16 protein-coding genes are annotated in these 19008 nt (G+C 73.1%); 7 read left to right on the forward strand and 9 right to left on the reverse strand.

What is annotated here, in order from left to right:
• Positions 1–260: 260 nt before the first annotated feature.
• From ACZ7L7_RS26825 to ACZ7L7_RS26835, 3 genes are all read left to right on the forward strand, one after another.
• The gene (locus tag ACZ7L7_RS26825) at positions 261–1118 is read left to right on the forward strand and encodes an AAA family ATPase (protein WP_472077496.1); all 858 of its coding nucleotides are present in this window, start codon (positions 261–263) and stop codon (positions 1116–1118) included.
• A complete protein-coding gene (locus tag ACZ7L7_RS26830; protein ID WP_471428929.1) occupies positions 1115–2494 on the forward strand; it encodes a vWA domain-containing protein in 1380 nt (459 codons plus the stop codon). The genes ACZ7L7_RS26825 and ACZ7L7_RS26830 overlap by 4 nt, the downstream gene beginning before the upstream one ends.
• 232 nt (positions 2495–2726) lie before the next feature.
• On the forward strand, positions 2727–3701 hold the full coding sequence (locus ACZ7L7_RS26835) for an NAD(P)-dependent alcohol dehydrogenase (protein ID WP_471428927.1): 975 nt from the start codon (positions 2727–2729) through the stop codon (positions 3699–3701).
• Positions 3702–3710: 9 nt separating this feature from the next.
• Here the strand turns inward: ACZ7L7_RS26835 and ACZ7L7_RS26840 are convergent, their stop codons facing one another.
• Complete coding sequence (locus ACZ7L7_RS26840; RefSeq protein WP_285511963.1) at positions 3711–4073, reverse strand: cupin domain-containing protein; 363 nt, start codon at positions 4071–4073, stop codon at positions 3711–3713.
• Positions 4074–4290: 217 nt separating this feature from the next.
• On the opposite strand from ACZ7L7_RS26840, the gene ACZ7L7_RS26845 reads away from it, so the two are divergent.
• Positions 4291–5013, forward strand: a complete 723-nt coding sequence (locus ACZ7L7_RS26845; RefSeq protein WP_472077499.1) for an FAD binding domain-containing protein — start codon at positions 4291–4293, stop codon at positions 5011–5013.
• Here the strand turns inward: ACZ7L7_RS26845 and ACZ7L7_RS26850 are convergent.
• From ACZ7L7_RS26850 to ACZ7L7_RS26865, 4 genes are read right to left on the reverse strand one after another with little or no spacing between them, the layout of a single operon-like run.
• Positions 4993–6018 (reverse strand): hypothetical protein, encoded by a 1026-nt coding sequence (locus ACZ7L7_RS26850; RefSeq protein WP_472077501.1) that lies wholly within the window; start codon positions 6016–6018, stop codon positions 4993–4995. The genes ACZ7L7_RS26845 and ACZ7L7_RS26850 overlap by 21 nt on opposite strands.
• Entirely contained in the window at positions 6015–7916 is a 1902-nt protein-coding gene (locus tag ACZ7L7_RS26855) for a ferritin-like domain-containing protein (RefSeq protein WP_472077503.1), read from the reverse strand. Before ACZ7L7_RS26855 ends, ACZ7L7_RS26850 begins: the two co-directional genes overlap by 4 nt.
• Positions 7917–7953: 37 nt before the next feature.
• Entirely contained in the window at positions 7954–9393 is a 1440-nt protein-coding gene (locus ACZ7L7_RS26860; RefSeq protein WP_472077505.1) for a radical SAM protein, read from the reverse strand.
• Entirely contained in the window at positions 9390–10802 is a 1413-nt protein-coding gene (locus ACZ7L7_RS26865) for a hypothetical protein (protein ID WP_285511958.1), read from the reverse strand. Before ACZ7L7_RS26865 ends, ACZ7L7_RS26860 begins: the two co-directional genes overlap by 4 nt.
• A 368-nt stretch (positions 10803–11170) precedes the next feature.
• On the opposite strand from ACZ7L7_RS26865, the gene ACZ7L7_RS26870 reads away from it, so the two are divergent.
• On the forward strand, positions 11171–12613 hold the full coding sequence (locus ACZ7L7_RS26870) for a Gfo/Idh/MocA family protein (RefSeq protein WP_285511957.1): 1443 nt from the start codon (positions 11171–11173) through the stop codon (positions 12611–12613).
• A 1-nt stretch (position 12614) separates the two neighbouring features.
• Here the strand turns inward: ACZ7L7_RS26870 and ACZ7L7_RS26875 are convergent, their stop codons facing one another.
• Complete coding sequence (locus ACZ7L7_RS26875) at positions 12615–13811, reverse strand: MFS transporter (protein WP_285511956.1); 1197 nt, start codon at positions 13809–13811, stop codon at positions 12615–12617.
• Positions 13812–14181: 370 nt separating this feature from the next.
• Between ACZ7L7_RS26875 and ACZ7L7_RS26880 the strand changes: the two genes are divergently transcribed.
• Positions 14182–14733: a hypothetical protein gene (locus ACZ7L7_RS26880; protein WP_472077507.1), complete on the forward strand. Its 552-nt coding sequence runs from the start codon at positions 14182–14184 to the stop codon at positions 14731–14733.
• A gap of 19 nt (positions 14734–14752) precedes the next feature.
• The gene (locus ACZ7L7_RS26885; RefSeq protein ID WP_285511954.1) at positions 14753–16441 is read left to right on the forward strand and encodes a tetratricopeptide repeat protein; all 1689 of its coding nucleotides are present in this window, start codon (positions 14753–14755) and stop codon (positions 16439–16441) included.
• A gap of 164 nt (positions 16442–16605) precedes the next feature.
• Here the strand turns inward: ACZ7L7_RS26885 and ACZ7L7_RS26890 are convergent, their stop codons facing one another.
• The 3 genes from ACZ7L7_RS26890 to ACZ7L7_RS26900 form a co-directional block, all read right to left on the reverse strand.
• On the reverse strand, positions 16606–17085 hold the full coding sequence (locus ACZ7L7_RS26890) for a universal stress protein (RefSeq protein WP_472077510.1): 480 nt from the start codon (positions 17083–17085) through the stop codon (positions 16606–16608).
• 4 nt (positions 17086–17089) lie between these two features.
• Positions 17090–18349, reverse strand: a complete 1260-nt coding sequence (locus tag ACZ7L7_RS26895) for an SLC13 family permease (protein ID WP_471592205.1) — start codon at positions 18347–18349, stop codon at positions 17090–17092.
• A gap of 87 nt (positions 18350–18436) precedes the next feature.
• Positions 18437–18910, reverse strand: a complete 474-nt coding sequence (locus ACZ7L7_RS26900) for a MarR family winged helix-turn-helix transcriptional regulator (RefSeq protein ID WP_285511952.1) — start codon at positions 18908–18910, stop codon at positions 18437–18439.
• Positions 18911–19008 lie beyond the last annotated feature (98 nt).

The raw sequence follows: 19008 nt of genomic DNA on the forward strand, positions 1-19008 counted from the left end.
GCCCGTGGGCAGCGTCACCCTGCGGCCGTCGGCGGGGCCCGTCGGAAGCGTCATCCCGCGGCCGGTCGGCCGGGGCCCGTCGGAAGCGTCACCCTGCGGCCGTCGGCGGGGCCCGTCGGAAGCGTCATCCCGCGGCCGGTCGGCCGGGGCCCGTGGGCAGCGTCACCCTGCGGCCGTCGGCCGGGGTCCGTCGGACCGTCCCGTGACAGATGGACTGAACAAGCGCTTAGATAGGAGGGAGTACCCGAGCAGGAGGCACCGTGTTCACTTCCGTCGACGACGTCACCGCGCGTCTGGCCGAGACCGGCTACCTCGCCTCGCCCGCGGTCGCCACGACCGTCTTCCTCGCCGACCGGCTCGGCAAGCCGCTGCTGGTCGAGGGCCCCGCCGGGGTCGGCAAGACCGAGCTGGCCAAGGCCGTCGCCGAGGTGGCCGGGGCCCGGCTGGTCCGCCTGCAGTGCTACGAGGGCGTCGACGAGTCGCGCGCCCTGTACGAGTGGAACCACGCCAAGCAGCTGCTGCGGATCAGCGCGGGCCGCGACGAGACCTGGGACGAGACCCGCACGGACATCTTCAGCGATGAGTTCCTGCTCCCCCGCCCGCTGCTCACCGCGATCCGCGGCGACGACCCGAAGGTCCTGCTGATCGACGAGACGGACAAGGCGGACGTCGAGGTCGAGGGCCTGCTGCTGGAGGTGCTCAGCGACTTCCAGGTCACGGTCCCCGAGCTGGGCACCGTCACGGCGACCCGCCGCCCCTTCGTCGTCCTCACCTCCAACGCCAGCCGTGAGCTGTCCGAGGCGCTGCGCCGCCGCTGTCTGTTCCTGCACATCGGCTTCCCCGACGAGGAGCTGGAGCGCCGGATCGTGCGGCTGAAGGTGCCCGGTCTCGACGAGGCGCTGGCCCGCTCGGTGGTCCGGGTGGTGGGCGCCCTGCGCGCCATGGACCTGCGCAAGCTCCCGTCGGTCGCCGAGACCATCGACTGGGCGCGCACCCTGCTCGCGCTCGGCGCCGACACCCTGGACGAGACGGTCGTACGGGACAGCCTCGGCGTCCTGCTCAAGCACCACGAGGACGTGCTCAAGGCCACCGCCAAGCTCGACCTGGACGCCCTGTGACCACCCCGGCCGGCCCGACCGCCCCGGCCACCGGCGTCGCCGACCGGCTGACGTCGCTGGTCGCGGCGCTCCGCGCGCACGGCATCCGGATCGGCACCGGGGAGACCGTGGACGCGGCCGAGGCGGTGGCGGCGCTCGGGCTCACCGACCGCGAGCTGCTGCGCGAGGGCCTGGCGGCGACCCTGCTGCACAGCCCGGCGCAGCGGCCGGTGTTCGACCCGGTCTTCGACCTGTACTTCCCGCGCGGTGTCGGCGCACCGGAGGGTGAGGCGGCGGGCCGGGAGGACCTCCGGGACCGGCTGGCGTCGGCGCTCGCCGCGGACGACCGGGCGCTGATGGGCAGGCTCGCGGTGGAGGCGGTCGACGGGTACGGCGGTTACGGCTCCTCCCCCGGTTCGGACGGCTGGTCGTCGTACCAGACCCTGGACCGGATCCGCCCGCAGACGCTGCTGGCCCGGGTGCGGGACGAGATCCGGGCGCGGGGCGGGAGCGCGGGGTTCGCCGACCGGCTGCTGGAGGACGAGATCCGGCGGCGCATCGAGGCGTTCCGGGCCATGGTCGCCGTGGAGGCGCGGCGCCGGGTGGCGGAGCGGCGTGGGCGGGACGAGATCGCCCGGCGGGCGGTGGCCCCGACCGCGGACCGGGTGGACTTCCTGTACGCCGGGAAGGCGCAGGTCGCTGAGTTGCGCAGGGCGGTCCAGCCGCTCGCCCGCAAGCTGGCGACTCGGCTCGCGGCTCGTCGGCGGCGTGCCGCGCGGGGCTCGATCGATCTGCGGCGCACCCTGCGCGGTTCGCTGTCCACGGGCGGTGTGCCGATGAAGCCGGTGCTGCGCAGGCGGCGCCCGGCGCGGCCGGAGCTGGTGCTGCTGTGCGATGTGTCGGGCTCGGTGTCCGGGTTCTCGGACTTCACGATGCTGCTGGTGCAGGCGCTGCACGACCAGTTCAGCAAGGTGCGGGTGTTCGCCTTCGTCAACCGGGTCGACGAGGTCACCGGCATGCTGGTGCACGGTCGGGCGGACCCGCAGGGCCTGGGTTCCCGCATCCAGGCGGAGGCCACGCTGACGGGCTGGCACGGCAGCAGTGACTACGGCATGGCGCTGGGCGAGTTCGCCGAGCGGTACGGCGACGCGGTGGGCCCGCGCACCACGGTGTTCGTGCTCGGTGACGCGCGCACCAACATGAGCGACCCGAATCTCGCGGCCGTCCGTCAGATCACCGAACGGGCGCGCCGTGTCTACTGGTTGAACCCCGAGCCGATGAGCAGCTGGGGCACGGGCGACTCTGCCGCGCCCGAGTACGCGGCGCTGGTCGAGATGCACGAGTGCCGCAATGCCCGCCAGCTCAGCGAGCTGGTGGCACGGCTGCTGCCGGTGTGAGGCCGGCCGGGACCCTCAGGGACCGAGCCCTGGGGGACCGGGACCCTGAGGGACCGGGGCCCTGAGGGACCGGGGCCCTGAGGGACCGGGGCCCTGAGGGACCGGGGCCCTGAGAGAACCGACCGGTTTCCTCAGGGCCTTCCCCGGCGGCTCCCCGGGACGAATCAGGGTTCGCCCCCGATGCCCTGCGGTGCCTGGATCCCTACTGTCGAAGATGACGAAGGGGGCGGTCATGAAGGCAGTGGTGCAGGAGCGGTACGGCTCGGTGGACGCGCTGGAGTTCCGGGACGTGGAGCGGCCGGAACCCGGCCCCGGCGAGGTGCTGGTGCGGGTGCGCGCGGCCTCGGTGAACGCCTACGACTGGCACTTCCTGCACGGCGACCCGGTGGTGGCCCGCGCGATGATGGGCTGGCGCGGTCCCAAGGCACGCATACGGGGCCGTGATTTCGCGGGTGTGGTCGAGGCGGTGGGCAGCGGCGTCGACGGCCTGGCGCCCGGGGACGAGGTGTACGGGGAGGCGGACGGCTCCTTCGCGGAGTACGTGTGCGCGCCGGGTCACTGTGTGGGCCCGAAGCCGTCCAACCTCACCTTCGAGCAGGCCGCGGCGATACCCCTCGCCGGGAACACGGCACTGATCGGCGTGCGGGACGTCGCGGGCGTCCAGCCGGGGCAGACGCTGCTGGTCAACGGGGCTTCCGGCGGGGTCGGCACCTTCGCGGTGCAGCTCGGCAAGGCGTACGGCGCCGAGGTCGCGGCGGTGTGCAGCGCGCGCAACGCCGACCGCGCCCGGTCGCTGGGCGCGGATCACGTCCTGGACTACGCCCGCGAGGACTTCACCCGTGCCGGCCGGCGCTACGACGTGGTGCTGGACCTGGTCGGCAACCACTCACTGACGGCGTTCCGGCGCGCGCTCACCCCGTCCGGCACCCTGGTGCTGTCCGGGGGCGGGATCTACGAGGGCGGGAGCCTCCTCGGTCCCATGGGGCTGTTCATCAAGCGGCGGCTGATGGCGCCCTTCGCGCGTCAGCGGCTGCTCGAACTCCCGGCCAGGCAGAGCAGGGAGAATCTGGCCGCCCTGCGGGAGCTGACCGAATCCGGGCGCATATCGCCGGTCGTCGAGCGGACGTACCCGCTCAGCGAGGCGGCCGAGGCCATCCGGTACGTGGAGGTGGAGCACGCACGCGCGAAGGTCGTCATCACCGTCTGAGCCCGGCCGTCACTCCTTGGCCTTGGCGTACTCCTTGGCCATCGCGCCGGCGAAGTCGTAGACGATCACCTGCTCGTCGCCCACCACCCAGGCGTCGTGTCCCGGGGAGAGGACGAACACGTCGCCGGGGCCGACCTCGGCCTCGCCGCCGTCGTCCACCGTGACGTGCATGCGGCCCTGGACCACATAGCCGTTGTGGTGGACCTCGCAGCTCTTGGTCCCCGCGATGGGGCCGATGGACTCGGACCAGCGCCAGCCCGGTTCAAACGTGGCCACGGCGAAATCCAGACCGGTCATGTGGACGGCTTCCAGGTGCCCGCGGGGAAAATCGCGTCGCTCGTCCGGCTTGTCGAGCGTCTTCACTTCGATCATCACGGCTCTCCTTCCGGCCGCGCTGTTTGCCCAGGTTTCCATCCTCCGCCTGTCCACTCGGCACCGCCATACGGGTGACAGAAGGGCAGCGTCCGGCGCGAGCGCGGCGTCCCGGCGGCGCATGGAGTGAATCCGTGACCCCTGCATGCGCCCCCTGTCCCGCGGGGAGAATGCGGTCGGCGTTTGACCGGAATCGATCGGAAAGCAGGGCCGCTCCGTGTTGTTGCATCTGCCCACGTCCGTGTCCGAGGTCCAGCAGCACATCGCCGAGGGGGCGTTGCCGATCGGCGGCGCGACCTTGGTGTGGGCGACCTTCCAACGGGACGGCTTCCCCGACCGGGCCGTCTCCCTGCGCAACCTCCCGGAGGCCAATGTCCTCGAAGCCGACACACTGGGCTCCGCCGTGGTCCTGCAGCGCATAGACGACCGGGTGCCGCTGGTACTGCGCCGCGCGGCCTCGACGATAGGCACCGGCGCGGTGCGCCGGGCGGCCACCGTAGGCGGCAACATCGTCGGCAGCACCCTGCGCTGTCTGCTCCCCGCCGCGCTGGTCCTCAACGCCCGCGCCACGGTCCTGGACTCGGCCGGCGTCTACGAGACCGACCTCACCGAACTCCTGGCCAAGCGCCCCGTGCTGCTCAGCATCAACTGGCAGACCCCGCTGGTCAGCGGCTACTTCAAGGAGGACGCCCCGGCGGGCGGCCCGCCGCCCCTGGTCATCGCCACCGCGGTCCACGCCGACGCCGAGGGCGCGCACCACCTGCGCCTGGCGGTGCGCGACGGCTACGAGTTCCTGACCGCCACCGCGCTGTGCGCCCCCGGGCTCGATGCGGTCCTGCGAGCGGTCGAGGCCACGGACATCGGCGGCCTCCCCGCCGAGGTGCGCGCCCGGATCCGCGAGGAGATCACGGACGTGCTCTCACGCGCCGACGGCAGCTGACGGGGCCGCTCCCGAAGCGTCGATCTCGTGCCGCCACGCGGGCGCCGGGAACGCCTGGGCGTAGAGCCTGGCACAGGTGGCCAGGTGGTCGCGGAACGCGGTGTGCAGTCGGGCCGTGTAGTGCGCGCACAGCCGGTCCGCGGGGGTGCCCGCGGCGGCGGAGTCGATCACGGCGGCGGCCAGCACGGCGGTGCGCAGCGCCTGGGCGGTACCCGTGCCGCTGAGCGGGTCGTAACGAATGGCACCCGCGCCGACCAGCAGCGCTCCGGGGGCGCCGGCGGTCGGCGGGGTCGCCGGGGTGCGGTTGAGGCGCGGCGCGGCGGGCACGGCCACCGCGGTGGCGGGCGGTGCCGCGAGCCGTTCCGCCAGCGGGCTTCGCGTGAGGAGGCGGCCCAGGTACCGGGCCGGGTGCTCGACCGGTCCGGGGACCATGGCCTGGAGCAGGGCGGTGCCGTCGCCGAGCGGCATGAGGTGGAGCCAGGCGTCGTCGGTGCGTTCCAGGCGGGCGGTGGTGTGGTCGTCCGCGTGGGCGCAGGGTGCCTCCCCGGCCAGCACGTGGCGCCGTCCGGCTGTCCAGTAGGCGCCCTGGGGGGCGGCGGTGACGGTCCAGTGCGCCGGAGCCGGGTCGGCCGGCCCGTCGGACGTGACCGCGTCCGGGTACCGGGCCGTGAGCCGGTCGAGCAGTCGCTCGGCGAGCCGGGCGCCGTCCACGACCGCCGCGGGCCGGTGCAGGGGCGGGTCGGCGGCGCTGTCGGCTTCCCAGTGGGCGTGCCGGTGGGTCAGCCGGTGGCTGTCGGCGGTCGGGCTCTCCCCCGGCCCGATCTCCCACAGGGAGTTGAGCAGTGCGAGGGTGTCGTCGCCGAGCAGCAGGAGGCGGGGGCCGCCGGGCGGCCGGGGCCGGAGCCGGACCCGGTGACCCCGCGCCAGCAGCAGCCGGGCGCAGGTCAGTTCGGCGAGTCCGGATCCGGCGACGGTGGCGACGACCGGCCGCCCGGCGGGGCTCACAGGATGAGGTCCGCGATCAGGGCCTCGGTGGTGGCCCGGTGGCGGATCATCATGCCGCTCAGTTCGGCGCCGTCGAGGGAGCCGATGGTCTCCTGTGCCTGCCGGGCGGCCCGGGCGGCGGCGAGGGTGGCCTGGCCGTCGGCGAGCGCGGTGGCCCCGGACTGCGGGAGCCGGAAGCGGGGCGCGACACCGCGGGAGGCGAGCAGGTGGTTGACCTCGTGCAGGTTGTTCATGGCGCGCCGGGCGTGCTCGATCAGGACGCCCCCGGCGCGGTCGCCGAGCTCCAGGGTCTGCCTCATCGTGCCGAGCAGCACCGCGTAGTTGAGGTCCGCGAGTTCCAGCAGGCGCTGGTCCAGCGCGTCCGGGGTCTTGTCGAACCGGCGCAGGTACTCCTCCTCGGCGAACTCCGCGAGGTGGCCCTTGACCGCCCGGAACCGTTCGTAGTGGTCCACGCCTTCGTCGATGATGAGCTTGATCAGGTGCGCGAGCCGGTCGGACTGGGGGAACAGGTCGGGCCGCTCGACGATGGTGTGGTGGAGGCGGACGTACATGCCGTCGATGCCGTCCAGGTCGAGCTGGTCGCTGGTCTTCTCCACCCTGATGAACCAGTCCAGTTGCTGGGCCGTGAGCGGCTTCAGCTCGAAGACCTGCCCGGTCTGCTCCTGGATGACCAGGTCCGGGGGCGGCGGGTCGAGCTTGATCGGCCTGCCGAGCACGCCGAGGGCTTCGTTGACCCAGCGCAGGTGGCGCATCTCGTCCACGGCGACCGAGAACACCTCGGCGGCGGCCGCGTGGAACCGCGCGACGGGCGACTGGGGGTTGGTGCCGGGGGCGAGGACCGCCGGGGCGTTCAGCGAGTAGTGGGCGTAGAGATACTCCAGGCACAGGGCGTGCTCGACGTCGGCGAGGTGCTCCAGTCGCGCGATGACCTCCTCGCGGGACATCTCCCGGAGCTCGAACGGCGCCCCGGGGCCCAGTGCGTCGTCCTCGCGGCCGTTGAGGACGACCGGGAGCACGTTCCAGTTGGTGATCAGTTCGGGGTGGTCGAGTTCCAGGGGACCGCGCTGGGCGATGTTCGGGGTGTCCAGCGGGGGTGGGGTCGAGCGGTCGGCGCGCTGGAAGTTCAGGGGGCGGAAGCGGCCGTCGGGGCTGGCGGAGATGTCGGGTTTGGACGCGGCCCAGTAGTAGCAGCCGCATTCGCGGAAGTCGTACTGCCAGGGGGCACACAGGCTGCGGGTGAGGTCGCCGGGGAGGTAGACCTCGGGGTCGATGACTCCGTCGGGGTCCAGGTAGGCGGCCCGGTCGGCGATGAGGACGGCGGCCTCCACCCTTCCGTCGTCGCCGCGCTGCACCGTGGTGCGGTTCTGCGTCCGCCAGGAGTTGAGGCCGCCGGGCACGATGTTCGCGCCCGGGGACTCGCTGCCCGGGGTGGGGCCGAGCAGGATGGCGATCCGGCCCGGCAGCAGGTCGTGCACCCGGCGCCACAGGGCGAGCCCGGAGCGCTCGGTGGCGTGGAAGACGGGGGCCTGCGCCTCCGTCTGGTCCACGGTGGTGCGTCCGCACACCGCCCACAGGTGCAGCCGCCAGGGATCGCTCTCGGTGCCCGCGCCCAGGTCGGCGTTGGTCAGGTCCAGGACGGCCGGGTCGCCTTCGGTGACCCGGATGAGCCGTGAACCGCGGAAGTGGTGGAAGTCGAAGAGCAGCCCGGGGAAGAACGCCTTGTCCAGGTTGCGCTGGTCGAATTCGAGGCCGGGGAAGCAGTTGTCCACGCCGCTCTCGGGGCGGGAGCCGGAGGGGTTGCCGCGCACCGCGTAGTCGGCCCGCGCGGTGAGGTTGCGGGGGAAGACCTTCCCCTCGGGTACGGGCAGGTCCACGCTGCCGGGAATCGGGTTGTTCACGGTCGGCTCCTTCGTCCGGGTGGGGGCGTGGATACGGTCAGCGGGCCAGTCCGGCCGGGTCATCGGGCAGGTCGGACGGTGTCGTACGGCGGAAGAACTCGGGTGCGCGTTCGAGGAGTTCGACGTACGCGCGCAGGCAGAAGGCGAGCCAGCCGCGGATGTAGTCGCAGCCGGGGCGGCCCCGCCGGGCCACCTCGTGGTAGCAGCCACCGCCGCACAGGTAGCGGGCCCAGCAGGTGCGGCAGGGTTCCGCACGGTCCACGTGGCGGGCCGCGAGGTGCTCGGCCCGCGCCGCCCGGTCCGGTCCGTCGGCGACCGAGCCCATACGGAATTCGGGGTCGTCGACGAGCCGGTGGCAGGCGTACAGGCCGCCCTCGGCGGAGGCGCTGAGGTAGCCGGCCCCGGCTCCGCACGGGTAGGGGCGGTGGCCGCCGGTGTGGAGTTCGAGCATCGCGGTCTGGAAGTTGCCGAAGGGGTACGGGCGGCCCACGGCGAGTGCCTCCAGCGCCGCCTCGCCGCACTCGGTCATCTGCTCCAGGAATCCGGCGAACGCCTCGGCGCCGATCTCGTAGGCCGGGTCGGGGGCGCTGACCACGGCGGCGAAGCCGACCTCGTCGAAGCCGAGACCGATCCCGTGCTCCAGGACGTCCTTCAGCCGCCCGGTGTACGGGGTCACGCTGACCCGGGCGGAGAGGTGGCGGGGGCGTCCGTGCCGGTTCAGCACGTCGAGTCCGGCGCGCAGCCTGTCGTAGGCGCTGCCGCCGCCGGGGGCGGTGCGCAGGGCGTCGTGTCCGGCGCGGTCGCCGTCGAGGCTGACGGCGACGGTGAAGGGGTGCGCGGCGAACAGTTCGGCGTCCTCGGGCCGGACGGTGGTCAGGTTGGTGGTGAGGGCGAAGCGGACCGGGTGTCCGGTGGCGGCGCCCGCCCGGGTCGCGTGGTCGACGACCTCGTGGACGAGGCCGCGGGCGAGGAGCGGTTCGCCGCCCATGAAGCCCACGACGACCGAGGCGCCGGGTGCCGCTTCGGTGAGGAGCCGGTCCACGGCGGCGAAAGCCGTCTCGCGGGGCATGGCGCGGGCGGAGCCGCCGAAGCGGCCCTCGTCGGCGTAGCAGTGTCCGCAACTGAGGTTGCAGGCCTGCATCACGTTGAGGGAGAGGGAGGCGAGCGGCGGGACCTCGGCCGGAGTGCCGTCGATGCGCGGGGCGGGGACGCCCGCGTCGCCCCACAGGGGCAGTCCCAGTTCGGCGGCGAGGGCGGTCTCGGCGGCCGGGTCGTGGCGTGCCGTGTCGGCGGCCGCCGTCCAGGCCTCCAGCCGGGCGGCGGTGGTCTCGGGCAGGTCGTAGACGCGGCTGCCGTCGGCCACGAACAGGTGGGCGCCGTGGGCGCTGCGGAAGACCCTGGTCTCGGCGGCGAGGCCGGGCGAGCCGACCGGGCCCGGCTCGGGTGGACGCCGGCCGATCTGCAGGAGGACGGTCACGACCCCTCCTCGACGCCCGCGCGCACGGACGCGGCCCACGCGGTGAGCAGGTCGTACTGGCGGCGGGTGACATGCATGGGGAAGGCGTCGGATCCGCGGTTGGCGACCGGCATGCGGCGGTCGTACCAGGCTTCCTCCAGGCCGGGCGGCCGGACGAACCGCTGGATGAAGTCGGGCTGTTCCCGGATGAGGTCCTCCAGGACCTCCAGGGCGAGGAAGCGGCGGTGCTTGCGCCGGCCGCGTTCGGTGAGCGGGAGGGTGATTCCGGCCAGGGGCACCGGCGGCGGGAACGTGCGGGCGCGGGCCTCGGCGACCGGGCTGCCCTCCGCCTGGGCGTTGGCGATGTTCTCGCCGGTGGCGCGCTGGTTCTGGGCGTCCACGTTGACGGATTCCATGGCCTCCAGGGCCCGTTCGAACAGGTCGCGCACCTCCAGCGCGGTGAGCTGCGGGTTCGCGGAGATGTAGGCGGGGTCGCGGACCTCGGCGCGTTTGACGCGGTCGGCGAGGCCGTCGGCCAGGGAGGTGAAGGGCCTGCGGTCGGGGGCGAAGTCGGGCGGGGTGACGACGACGCGGGCTCGCGCGGTGAGGTCACCGATGGTGACACCGACCAGGCCGTCGCAGACGTCGTCGACGAGTCCGAAGCAGGTGCCGCCGTCCTGGTCGGACGCCCCGGCGTAGAGCCCGGCGGGCGCGGTCCGCGGGTCGAAGCCGACGGCCCGGAACTCGCACCAGCGGGATTCCGGGGAGAGGAACAGCCGCTCGGCGGGAAGCGGGTACCGGTCGGTGCGCTCAAGCAGGTCGGTCGGGCCGTAGACCAGTCCGGCGGCAGGCGTGAAGCGCAGGCGCAGTTCGGGGAAATCGTCGCTGGGGCGCGGGATGTGGACGGACCCGAGGGGGATGTGGCGTCCGGGGGGTACCAGGGGCCGGGCCGCGCCCTGCGGGGAGCGGCCCTCCAGGGGGCGCCGCCGGTGCTCGTTCCCGGGGATCTCCACGGTGGCGTCGATGCGGTCGTCGTCGGAACGGGTGCAGTGGTGCGCCTTGAGGTTGGCGACCTCCACCTTCCATTCGACGTCGGCGAGGGTGAGCCCGAAGGCGTCCAGTACCTGCCTGGTGATGGGCCCGTTGTCGCGCTCCCCGTCGACGACCCAGGTGCCGTGCACCTCGAAGAACGGGCAGATGGGCCGGAAGCCCCGCTCGTCCTTGAAGCGGACCCGGTTGCCCCGGGGCGGACGTTCGGTGAGTGTGCCGTCCTCGGCGACGACGAGCGAGGGGGCGGGCTGGGCGACGGTCTTGCCGGTGCCCCGGGCGGTCAGGTCGTTGGGCCCGTAGCGGTAGTTCTCGCAGGGCTCGGGGGACGGACCCAGCCGGGCGAAGGCCAGCGGCGGGTACAGCCACAACTTCTCGATCACCGTGCGTCTCCGTTTCCATCGGGGCGAGGGACGAGTCCACCCGAGGCCTCGGCTCCCGGCGTCGCCGCCGCCCGGTCGGGCCGGAGGCGTGGGCGGTGCGCGGCACGGGGTTGCCGGTGAGGTCCGGCTCGATGGCCGTTACGCACGGTATCCATCGCCATCCATCGAGCGGCGCCTACGCTCCGTGACTGTCCCGCGTTCGGCGTAGGGCTGACAGGGCACCAGAATCAGCCAACCGCACGAGACTTGCTCGATCGTGCTCGCAACTCCTTCTTTTCAAGCACCTATTGACACACCGGGTTGGCATGGACAGAGTCATGCGGCAGCAAGAGCAGCCGGCCGCCACGCATTAGGGAGCGATCCTCGCCATGCCTGAAAACGCTGCTGTCTCACGCCGAACCGTCATGGGCGGGGCCCTGGCCTCCGGCGCCGTGGTCGCCGGACTGGGCTCCGGGGCCACCGCCGCACCCGCCGCCCCCACGGAAAGCGCCGCTGCGGAAGGCGCCCCTTCACGCCGACCGGGCCAGAGGTCGATGATCGGGGTCCCGTTCCAGGAGCACCCCGCCGTCCGCGTCGGGCTCATCGGGCTCGGCAACCGAGGTCACGGCATGGCTTCGGGCTGGGCCGCCGTCCCGGGCTGCACCGTCCGGGCGGTGTGCGACATCCGCCCGGAACGGGCCAGACGCACCGCCGACCGACTGGTCGCCGAGGGGCGCCCCCGGCCGGTGGAGTACGGCGGCTCCGCCGACGCCTACGCCCGCATGCTGCGCCGGGACGACATCGACCTCGTCTACATCGCCACGCCCTGGGAGTTCCACTACGAACAGGGCCGCGCCGCCCTCCTCGCAGGCAAGCACGTACTCGTCGAACTGCCCATCGCCACCGAGCTCAAGGAGCTGTGGGACCTCGTCGACACCAGCGAGCGCACCCACCGCCACCTGATCCTCTCCGAGAACTGCTCCTACGGCCGCAATGAGCTGGCGATGCTGAAGATGGCCCACGACGGCCTGTTCGGCGAGGTCACCAACGGCCACGGCGGCTACCTGCACGACCTGCGGGCCCTGCTGTTCTCGGACACGTACTACACCGACGCCTGGCGCAGGCTCTGGCACACCCGCAGCACCGCCTCCTTCTACCCCATGCACGGTCTGGCGCCCATCGCCGCCGCCATGGACATCAATCGCGGCGACCGCATGACGGCCCTGCGGGCGACCTCCACCGAGCCGCGCGGGCTGGCCGACTACCGCGAGCGGTACGTACCGAAGGGCCACCCGAGCTGGAAGGAGACCTACATCAACGGTGACCTGGTCACCTGCCTCATCGACACCGCGCACGGCCGGGTGATCCGCGCCGAGCACGACGTCAGCTCGCCGCGGCCGTACAGCCGTATCAACTCGCTCGCCGGCAGCCGCGGGATCTTCGAGGACTACGCGGGCGTCGACTCCGCGGGCGGCGGCCGGGTCTATCTGGAGCCGGACCACGGCGGGCACACCTGGCGGGCGTTCGACGCCTACCGCAAGGAGTTCGACCACTGGCTGTGGCTGAAGATCGGCGACGACGCGGAGAACAACGGCGGGCACGGCGGCATGGACTACGTCCTGCAGTGGCGCACCGTGCAGCAGATGCGCGCCGGGCTCGTGCCCGACATCGACGTCTACGACTCGGCGGTGTGGTGCTCGCCCATCCCCCTGAGCGCCAAGTCCCTCGCCACGGGCGGCCGTCCGGTCGCCGTCCCGGACTTCACCCGGGGCGCCTGGGTCAACCACCGCACGGGATTGGACTCCCGCGAGAGCGAGATGCCCCCGGTCTGACCTACCCCGCGCCGCCCGGTTCCGGGACCGGGCGGCGCAGCAGGTACATGCCCGACGCCGACACCAGCAGCGCCATGCACGCGATGAACACCAGCCCAGCACCCTCCAGTCCGAGCGGCGCCACCAGCAGGCCCACGCCGATGACCGGTACCGAGATGCCCGCGTAGGCCACCACGAACAGGGCCGAGATCACCGCCGCCCGCTTGTCGTCGTCGGACACCTGCGCCACCGCCGCCAGGGCACCGCGGAAGGACAGCCCCTGTCCGGTGCCGCCGACAACGGCGCTCAGTACGACCAGGGGCAGCAGATCCCAGTGCAAGGCGCCGGCGAGCAGTGCCAGTCCGGCGAGCAGCAGGGTGCAGCCGAGCGGGAGCGAGCGGGGCACCCCGACCCGGCCGACGGCGAGCTGACCGGCCGTCGAGGAGAAGAAGGCCAGCGCGACCACGAGTCCGCTCACGGCATGGTTGTGCACGTCCAGGGACTGGGCGAGGAACGAGGGGCTGACCGAGGTGAACACCCCGAACAGGGCGAACCCCACGAAGGACGCGGTCGCCGCCGGACCGAACACCGGCCGCACCCGCGGCGGCAGGCTCGGGCGCTGCGGCCGTACGGTGCTCAGCGGCCGCCGCTCCCGCACGGTCTCCGGAAGCCGCAGCAGGACCGCCGCCGAGCAGACGACCAGGGCCAGATGGACGGCGAACGGCAAGTACAGCGGCCGGTCGGCGTACTGCGCCAGCACCCCGGCGAGCAGCGGCCCGCAGCCGAGGCCGCCCATGTTGGCGGCGGTGGCCACCAGCGTGCCGCGCGGCGACCCGCGCGGGGCGAGTTCGATGACGTACGCCGAACCCGCCCCGGTGAACAGGCCCGCGGACAGCCCCGACAGCAGCCGTCCCGCATACAGCCAGCCCAACGCGGTGGCGAACAGGAAGCAGACGGCACTGGCCGCCGAGCAGACCAGGCCCCACCACAGCACCGGCCGTCGGCCGACCGCGTCCGAGGCGTTCCCGGCGAGCAGCAGGACGCCGATGACCCCGAAGGCGTAGACGGCGTAGACGACCGTGACGGTCAGCTCGGAGAAGCCGAACTTCTCCTGGTACAGGCCGTAGAGCGGGGTGGGGAGCGTGGTCCCGGCCATACAGACCGCGAAGACCGCTCCGGCGAGCAGGCAGGCCCGCCAGCCTCGGGGATCACCGTGCATAGGGCCGACCGTAACCGCCGAGAGTGCCGTCGTTTGGGATCATGGGGTCTGGCCGCGCCGCTTCGGGCACGGCTCGCATCTGCTTCGTCGCAAGGGGATCCTGCATGACCGCGTGTGACGCGATAACCGGGCTTGCCTCCAACCCGTCCGCGCCCGCCGATGTCCTGCTGCGCCTCCTGTCGGACGAATTCGACTACGGGATCGTGGATCGCATCACCTGGCGCGAGTCGCTGCCGGACGAGGTCGGAGAAGCGATGGTCAGGCACCCCGACCGCCGGGTGCGCCGCCTGCTCGCGGGAAGCTGGGCCGGCTCCCCCGAACTGAAGGCCAAGCTGCTGGACGGCCCCGAGTCCGACGCCCTCGTGGGTGGGTGCGGCGCGCCCGCCATGACGTGGACGTGCTGCGCCGCTGCGCCCACTCCCAGCACACCTGGCTGCGCCGGAGCGCCGCGGTGTGCGAGGAGTTGCCCGAGGACTGCGTCCAACTCCTCGCCGAGGACGCGGCCTACGCCGTACGGCTGCTGCTCGCCGAGTGGCACCCGAAGGCGCCGCCGGAGCTGCTGTTCGACCTGTACGTGGAGCGCGCCCACGGCGCCGCCGCCATGCTCACCTCCCGGCCGCAGTTCCCCTCGGCGGGTCTCGCGGCGCGCTGCGCCGACGCGGAGAACCCGCGGGAACGCGCCCTCGCCCTGCGTGACCCGGACGCCTCACCGGCCCTGGTGGAGCGCCTGAGCCGGGACCACTCGGCCTGGGTGCGACAGACGGCGGCCTGCGACACCAGGCTTCCGGTGCACCGGGTCGTCGAGTTGCTCGACGACCCGGATGTGTGCCGGTCGGCGGCGACCAACCCCTTGCTGCCCGTGGCCGAGATGCGGGCGCTGCTCGACGGGGCGGGGGTGCCGAAGCTGCCCGCGGACGGCTGAACCGGGCCTCCGTGAAACGATGTTGCTCGTGACACAGGAGATACAGCAGCGCGGTGAGGCACTGGTCGCCGCCGCACGCGCCGGGGACGAGAAGACCGCCCGTCGGTACACCGACTACTTCGTGCTCAACCACCTTGTGGACGAGGGCATCCCCTACTGGGAGCAGGCGGTGGCGGCGGGCGACGCGTTCTCGCACTACACCCTCGCGCGGTACCGGAAGATCCGCGGCGACCGGCCCGCCGCCGCGGCCCTCTACCGCGCCGTCGCCGACCGCCACTCCGGCAGCGCCTACGGACTGGGCATCCTGCTCAAGGAGATCGGGGCCCCGGAGGCCGCCGAGTGGTTCCGGCGCGGCTGGGAGAACGGCCGCGACCTCAACTGCAAGATCGAGCTGGGCAAGTTGCTCGCCGCCGAGGGGCAACTCGACGAGGCGCCCAAGTTCTTGATGAGCAATGTCGACATCGGTGACATCGCGGTGTTCCGCTGGGTGCAGCTGTTCGAGTCGATCCGCGAGGAGTTCGACCGGGTCGCCGCCGCGCTGGACGCCGCCGAGGCCGACGGGGACGCGGATGCCGCGGCGGCGGCGCTGCATCCGCTGTTCGACCTGGAGAAGCACTTCCGCGCCTACCCCGGTCTGACCGCCGAGGCCGAGTCCTACTATCTGCGGGCCGGTGAGCTGAGTGTGTCGGCCCGCGTGGACTACGCCGTCTTCCTGGACGAGACCGGCGACGACGCGGACTGGGCCAAGGCGTGCGAACTGCTCACCCGGGCCCACGAGGAAGGCCACCAGGGCGCCGCGTTCGTGCTCGGCCTCGGGCACGAACAGCGCGGCGCCCTCGCCGACGCCGAGCACTGGTACGTCCTCTCGGCCGGTCTCGGGCATCCGGCCGCGCAGTACAGCCTCGGTCTGCTGTGCAAGCGGCAGCGACGCTACGACGAGGCGGAGCACTGGTTCCGGCGGCTCGCGGAGGACGACGAGGACGCCGTCACGCAGCTCGAACGGCTGGCCGTGCTGCGGGAGTCGGGGAGCATCGCGCCCGGCAAGGACCTGCGCCGGCTGCCGGGTCTGCGTGAGCGCGCGGAGGCGGGGGACGTCGGGGCCGGGTACGCGTACGGGAAGATCCTGCGCGACTGGGGCGGTGCCTCGGAGCGGCACGTGGTCCGGTGGATCGAGCCGGCCGCCGAGGCGGGCGATCCGGAGGCCGCGTACGAGCTGGCGGAGATGTACCGGGCGATGCGGTACAAGCCCGCGGTGCGCGACGACTGGTACCGCAGGGCCGCCGAGGCGGGGCACCACGACGCGTGCAACGAGATGGGCTGGCTCTCCGAGCACCACCGGGACTACCAGGAGGCCGAGCGCTGGTACGTGCGGGCCGCCGAGGACGGGTCGTCGCTGAACGCCATGCTGGCGGGCAAGCTGAAGGCCCAGCGCGGCGCGTACGCCGAGGCCGAGCCGTATCTGCGCCAGGTCTGGGAGGACGACCGCGGCACGTCGTTCCGTACCGAGGCCGCCGGGTACTACGGGCTCGTGCTGCACCGGCTGGGACGGCATGCGGAGGCCCTGGAGCCCCTGCGCACGGCCGCCGCGCGCTGGGACGAGGACGTGCGCTCCCGCTACAGCCCGGACGACTTCGTCGTCATGGCCCGGATGGCCGACCCGGCGAAGGAACTGGCGGAGGTGGAGGCCGCGTTGGCGGGGTCCGCTTAGGGGTCGGGCGGCATGGAGGCCGCGTTGGCGGCGTGCGCTTAAGGGTCGGGCGGCATGGAGGCCGCGTTGGCGGCGTGCGCTTATGGGTCGGGCGGCATGGAGGCCGCGTTGGCGGCGTGCGCTTAAGGGTCAGGCGGCATGGAGGCGGCGTTGGCGGCGTGCGCTTAAGGGTCAGGCGGCAAGGTCGGCAGGCCCGGCGGCGGTTCCGGCCAGACCAGGAGCACCGGGCAGGGCGCGTGGTCGACGACGAACCTGCTGGCCGGGCCGAGGCTGTGCGGGCCGAGGTGGGTGCGGTCGCCGTCGCGGGCCAGGACCAGCAGGTCCGCGCCCTCGGAGGCGGCGACGACCTCGCGCTCGACCCGCCCGGTGCGCTCGATCCGGGTGCAGGCCCGGCCCAGCCGGTCGGCGGCCGCCTGGAGCAGTTCCTGCGCGGAGGTGGCGGCGAGCTGTTCCACGCGGGTGCCCGGGTCGCGCTCGGGGTGGCCGCGGCCGAGCAGCCCGGCGAAGGCGCCGTGCGCGGCACCGGGGACGTCGGCGCCGGTGACGTGCAGCAGGACGATGTCGGTGTCCGCCGGGGTGTGGGCGCGGGCGGCGTCCACACAGGCGGGCCAGGTGCCCTCGACGATCCAGACGACCACGGCCATGGGGTCAGCCTCCTCCGATCACGGCCAGCGAGGCCCACAGTGCCAGCACCGCGGCCCCCAGGCTCGCCGGGACCGCGTACACGCCGAGCCGGGTGAACTCGCGCAGCTCGACCTCGCCGTCGTGGGCATGCACGATACGCCGCCACAGCAGGGTGGCGAGGGAGCCCGCGTAGGTGAGGTTGGGGCCGATGTTCACCCCGAGCAGCACGGCGAGGACGGCGCCGGGACCGGACGGGGCGGTCAGCGGCAGCAGCACCAGGACCGCGGGCAGGTTGTTGATCACGTTGGCGAGTACGGCGGCCAGCGCGGCGACGGCCAGCAGTTCCGGCAGGCCCGTGCCGTTGGGGATGAGGTGCCCCAGGGCCTCGTCGAGCCCGTTGTCCACGACCGCGCGGACCACGATGCCGAGCGCCAGCACGAAGGCGAGGAAGGGCACCGAGGCGGCGCTCAGCAGGGCCCGGGGCGTGGTGCGGCGCCGGATCAGGGCCCTTACAGCGAGGACCAGCGCGCCCGCCAGAGCGGCCCAGGCCGGGTCGACGCCGACCGCCGAGGTCAGGACGAACCCGGCGAGCGTGCACCCCACGGTCGCCAGCGCGAACCTCGGCAGGGGCGGCGGTTCGCCCACGGCGGCGGTCTGCGCCCCGGCGTCCAGGTCGGTGGCGAAGAAGCGGCGGAAGACCAGGTACTCGACGCCGATGGCGGCCACCCAGGGCAGTGCCATCAGCGCCGCGAACCGGGTGAAGCTGAGCCCGCTCGCGGTGAAGGCGAGCAGATTGGTGAGGTTGGAGACCGGCAGCAGCAGCGAGGCCGTGTTCGACAGGTGGGTGCAGGCGTAGACGTGCGGTTTGGGACGCGCGCCGAGCCGGGCGGCGGTGGCGAACACGACCGGTGTCAGCAGGACCACCGTGGCGTCCAGGCTGAGCACCGCCGTGATGGCCGACGCGGCGACGAACACCTGGGCCAGCAGGCGACGCGGGCGGCCCGCCGCCGTGCGCGCCATCCACGCCCCGCAGGCGCGGAACAGCCCGTCGTCGTCGCACAGCTGGGCGAGCACCAGCACGGCAGCCAGAAAGCCGACGACCGGCGCCAGATGTTCCACTTCGTCGAGGGCGGCGTCGAACGGGATCGCCCCGGTGACGACCACGAGGACCGCCGCGGGGACGGCGACGACTGCCTCCGGCCAGCCGAAGGGGCGGACGATCGCACCGGCCAGGACCAGTACGAGCAGGGCCACGGACAGCGTCTCCGCGAGCTGGGTGTTCAGGATCGGTTCCTTCCGCGCGGCGGCACCGGCCGCCTGTACATCACGGCGAAAGGTACCTCGCGCGCAGCGCCCTACCGCTCAGGGCGGTCACCGTACGGCGCGGGCGCGCTGAGCCCCCTCGACGATTCTCCTCAGCACCTCGGCCATCGCGGTCAGGTCGATCCCTTCGAGCTGGTCGAAGAGGGTGCGCCGGACGAGCCGGAGATGCTCCGGCCCCGCCTCCGTCAGCACGCTCGCGCCGTGCTCGGTGAGCACCGCCCGCACGGCCCGGCGGTCGCTGGAGCCACGTCTGCGCTCGACCAGACCCCGGGCCTCCAGCCGGTCGACGGTCCTGCTCATCGCACTGAGGGACTGCAGGCAGTCCTCGGCGAGCAGGGAGAGCTGCCTGCCCTGCCCGTCCGACTCCGAGAGCACCCGCAACGCCGTGTACTCGACCTGCGAGAGGCCGTGCCGTCTGGTGAGGTCCTCGTCCCACGCCTTGAGCAGGGCGTCGATCGCCTCGGGCAGGGTGCGCAGCACCTTCTCCTCGGTGGCGCTCAATGGACGGAGCTCGTCAGTCACGCGCCTCATGCTAGATCAGACCTTGAACTAACCCGGCGGCACCGGCGATTGCTTCCGCGCGCACGCAAAGCCGGTACGGCCGGGCGGAGTTGAGGAGG

The sequence above is a fragment of the Streptomyces sp. NPDC110618 genome, assembly GCF_055657065.1.

Coding starts and splice junctions, on each gene's coding strand:
- ACZ7L7_RS26835 (WP_471428927.1), top strand. CDS start 2,727: ATGAAGGCAGTGGTGCAGGAGCGGTACGGCTCGGTGGACGCGCTGGAG.
- ACZ7L7_RS26840 (WP_285511963.1), bottom strand. CDS start 4,073: ATGATCGAAGTGAAGACGCTCGACAAGCCGGACGAGCGACGCGATTTT.
- ACZ7L7_RS26870 (WP_285511957.1), top strand. CDS start 11,171: ATGCCTGAAAACGCTGCTGTCTCACGCCGAACCGTCATGGGCGGGGCC.
- ACZ7L7_RS26875 (WP_285511956.1), bottom strand. CDS start 13,811: ATGCACGGTGATCCCCGAGGCTGGCGGGCCTGCCTGCTCGCCGGAGCG.
- ACZ7L7_RS26885 (WP_285511954.1), top strand. CDS start 14,753: ATGTTGCTCGTGACACAGGAGATACAGCAGCGCGGTGAGGCACTGGTC.
- ACZ7L7_RS26890 (WP_472077510.1), bottom strand. CDS start 17,085: ATGGCCGTGGTCGTCTGGATCGTCGAGGGCACCTGGCCCGCCTGTGTG.